At 59.9% G+C, this 471-nt stretch carries 1 protein-coding gene and 1 pseudogene; both read left to right on the top strand.

Going from position 1 to position 471, the window contains the following annotated elements:
* Positions 1 to 346 (top strand): annotated as a pseudogene (locus QN397_RS26855) (hypothetical protein); the annotation flags it as partial.
* 24 nt (positions 347 to 370) lie between these two features.
* Positions 371 to 471: IS3 family transposase (locus QN397_RS26850; RefSeq protein ID WP_416352375.1), on the top strand; the 101-nt coding region annotated here is incomplete at its 3' end.

Raw genomic sequence — 471 nt, 5'->3', positions numbered from 1 at the left:
CAGATACAAAGCCAGATACAAAGCCAGAACGACGTTGCTCAGAGACACCGCCCGAGGCCATCCCCGATTCGGCGGACGCCCTGCGCGAAGAGAACGAGCAACCGCGCGCAGAGCTCGCTTACTTAAAAACAGTGCACGCCTTGATCCGGGCGAAGAGATCAGTTGCACCGACAAAGCGCGCTTGATCCTCGGATTGAGGCGGCACCACAAAGTGGCGCACCTGCTGCGGGCAGCAGGGCTTGCGCGCAGCACTTTCTACTACCAGTGCAAGGCGATCCACCGTGCCGAGCCAAGCGGCTCGAAGGCAAAGGTTTGCGCCGTTTACGATGAACACAAAGGTTGCTAAGGCTACCGAAGAATCACAGCGGCGGTGCGCAATTCGCTGGGGGTGTCTGTCAACCACAAGTGCGTCCAGCGCCTCATGAAGGAGATGGGATTGCGCGCGCTGATTCGGGCGAGGAAGCGCTCTCG

It is taken from the genome of Variovorax sp. RTB1 (genome assembly GCF_035018765.1).
In the GTDB taxonomy this organism is placed as follows: domain Bacteria; phylum Pseudomonadota; class Gammaproteobacteria; order Burkholderiales; family Burkholderiaceae_C; genus Variovorax.
Note: the sequence above shows the minus strand (reverse complement) of the source record. Positions and strands in the feature narration are given on the sequence as shown.